Here is a 2,295-nt window from a genome sequence, read left to right as displayed (position 1 = left end):
TCCGCTCCCTTGTCACTTTTGTCGTGTTTGTCGTGTCTTGTCAGGCCTCGCCGGCTTGGCACACCGCGCGGCCCTCAGTCGCGTTCGCGTGCCAGATTGACGGTGTAGAGGGGCAGCTCGATCACCAGGTCCTGCTGTCTCAGGACCACCTGGCAAGCCAGGCGCGACTGTGCGCTCAATCCCCAGGCGCGGCCCAGCTGATCTTCTTCATCATCACCGGCTGGCGTGAGCGAGTCGTAGCCCTCATGGACGATCACATGGCAGGTGGAGCAGGCACAGGATTTTTCGCAGGCGTGCTCCAGCGCGATCCCGTTCTTGAGCAAGGCATCGCACAGGAACTGGCCGCTGCGCGCATCGAAGCTGCTGCCTTCGGCGCACAGTACGGGATGGGGACGAACGGTGATGTGCGGCATGGCAGCTCCCGATGTGGCCGGGATGGCCCCGGTCAGGGTTGGAATATCAAGTCATGAGGCCAGGTCGATGGCGTCGAGGCGCTGACCAGAGAGAGCCAGCGAGACACTGGCATTCATGCGCCGGGCGGCGAATTCCTGGGTGGCCTGGTTCAGCGCATCGCACGCGCAGCCCAGTGCAGCGATGTTGTCGTCATTGGCTTCGCGTGCGGTTTCGATCAGTTCCGTCAGGGCATAGAGGTGCTGGCGGATATGCGCCTGTTCGGTGGCGCTGAGCAGGCTGTGGCCGTCGTGCTTGAGGGCGGCATCGGTGGCATCGGCCACCTGGCGTGCATTGACCTGGGCTTCACGCAACATGCGCATCTTCATGTCATCGGTAGCGTGCCCTATGGCTTCGGAGAGCATACGGGCGATGTTGGCGTCATCCAGTCCATAGGAGGGCTTGACGGTGACGGCCGCTTCCACGCCGGTGCTTTGTTCGCGTGCCGAGACCGACAGCAGCCCGTCGGCATCGATCTGGAAAGTCACGCGGATACGGGCCGCACCGGCCACCATGGGAGGAATGCCGCGCAACTCCAGGCGCGCCAGGGAGCGGCAGTCGGCCACCAGTTCCCGTTCGCCTTGCAGCACGTGCACGCTCATGGCGGTCTGGCCATCCTTGAAGGTGGTGAATTCCTGCGCCCGTGCCACCGGAATGGTGGAGTTGCGCGGGATGATCTTTTCTACCAGGCCGCCCATGGTTTCCAGCCCCAGCGAGAGCGGACAGACGTCCAGCAGCAGCCAGTCGCTTTGCTGGCGATTGCCGGCCAGGACATTGGCCTGCATGGCCGCACCCAGCGCCACGACCTGGTCCGGATCGAGATCGGTCAAGGGCGGCCGGCCGAAGAAGTCCGCCACAGCCGCGCGGACCTGCGGCATGCGGGTCGATCCGCCGACCAGGACCACACCGTCGATCTCGCCCACGCCCAAGCCCGCGTCGCGCAGCGCCTTGCGGGTGGGCAGCAGGGTACGGGCCAGCAAGCCCTGGCTGATGGCTGCAAATACCTCGCGCGTCAGCATCAGTTGCACGGCCTGTCCCGAGGACAGGTTCAGTGCAATGGTCGCGCTGGCCTCCTGGCTCAGGGTTTCCTTGGCTTGCCGCGCAGCAGTGAGCAGGCGGCGGGTATCTTGCGTGGTGAGTTCTGCGCTTGCCAGCTGGCTCTGGTCGAGGATCCAGTCATGGATGCAGCGATCGAAGTCATCACCACCCAGGGCGCCGTCCCCGTTGGTGGCCAGCACTTCAAAGACCCCGCGTGAGAGCTTGAGGATGGAAATGTCAAAGGTGCCGCCACCCAGGTCATAGATGGCGAACACGCCTTCGGCAGCCTGGTCGAGTCCATAGGCGATGGCGGCCGCCGTGGGTTCATTGAGCAGTCGTAGCACGGTCAGGCCGGCCAGGCGCGCGGCATCCTTGGTGGCCTGGCGCTGGGCGTCATCGAAGTAGGCCGGCACCGTGATGACCGCACCGCTCAGTTCGCCCCCCAGCGAGGCTTCGGCCCGCTGGCGCAATACCCGCAGGATGTCGGCCGATACGTCGATGGGTGTCTTGATGCCTGCAGCCAGCGATACCATCGCCTTTTTTTCGATCGCCTTCTGGCGCAGCAGCGATCCCTTCATGGCCACTCATTGGGTGGAGATCGCGCTGGTCGATTATGGCTTCAAGATCGCCATCAGCTTGCTGTTCTTCCTGCCGGCCTACGGCGCGCTGATGTCGATGCTCAAGAGCTGCTTCGCACGACCGCTGGCATCCGGTCCGGCCTGAGTCCTGCAGGCATTTCCATCCAACGGTAAACTTGCGGCTTTGCGCGGTCTCCACTGCCGCGCCCTCCTCCACTCCCCCTCCACT

At 64.4% G+C, this 2,295-nt stretch carries 2 protein-coding genes and 1 pseudogene; 1 reads left to right on the top strand and 2 read right to left on the bottom strand.

What is annotated here, in order from left to right; translation table 11 throughout:
- Positions 1-74 precede the first annotated feature (74 nt).
- Positions 75-413 carry an ISC system 2Fe-2S type ferredoxin gene (fdx, locus tag I5W_RS17975; RefSeq protein ID WP_017453299.1) on the bottom strand — a complete coding sequence of 113 codons (339 nt, stop codon included), beginning with the start codon at positions 411-413 and terminating at the stop codon, positions 75-77.
- 51 nt (positions 414-464) lie between these two features.
- Positions 465-2,066: a Fe-S protein assembly chaperone HscA gene (gene hscA / locus I5W_RS17970; RefSeq protein ID WP_252717095.1), complete on the bottom strand. Its 1,602-nt coding sequence runs from the start codon at positions 2,064-2,066 to the stop codon at positions 465-467.
- Here hscA and I5W_RS17965 point away from each other — a divergent pair.
- Positions 2,005-2,211, top strand: a pseudogene (locus tag I5W_RS17965) (7-cyano-7-deazaguanine/7-aminomethyl-7-deazaguanine transporter); the annotation flags it as partial. The gene hscA and the pseudogene I5W_RS17965 sit on opposite strands and share 62 nt — an antisense overlap.
- Between the last annotated feature and the right edge of the window lie 84 nt (positions 2,212-2,295).

It is taken from the genome of Herbaspirillum sp. B65 (genome assembly GCF_000333555.1).
GTDB lineage: Bacteria > Pseudomonadota > Gammaproteobacteria > Burkholderiales > Burkholderiaceae_D > Herbaspirillum > Herbaspirillum rubrisubalbicans.
This window is presented reverse-complemented; position numbering and strand designations above follow the sequence as displayed.

What these genes read in the sequence shown, in the direction of transcription:
- fdx (WP_017453299.1), bottom strand. Translation starts at nt 413, where the DNA reads ATGCCGCACATCACCGTTCGTCCCCATCCCGTACTGTGCGCCGAAGGC.
- hscA (WP_252717095.1), bottom strand. Translation starts at nt 2,066, where the DNA reads ATGAAGGGATCGCTGCTGCGCCAGAAGGCGATCGAAAAAAAGGCGATG.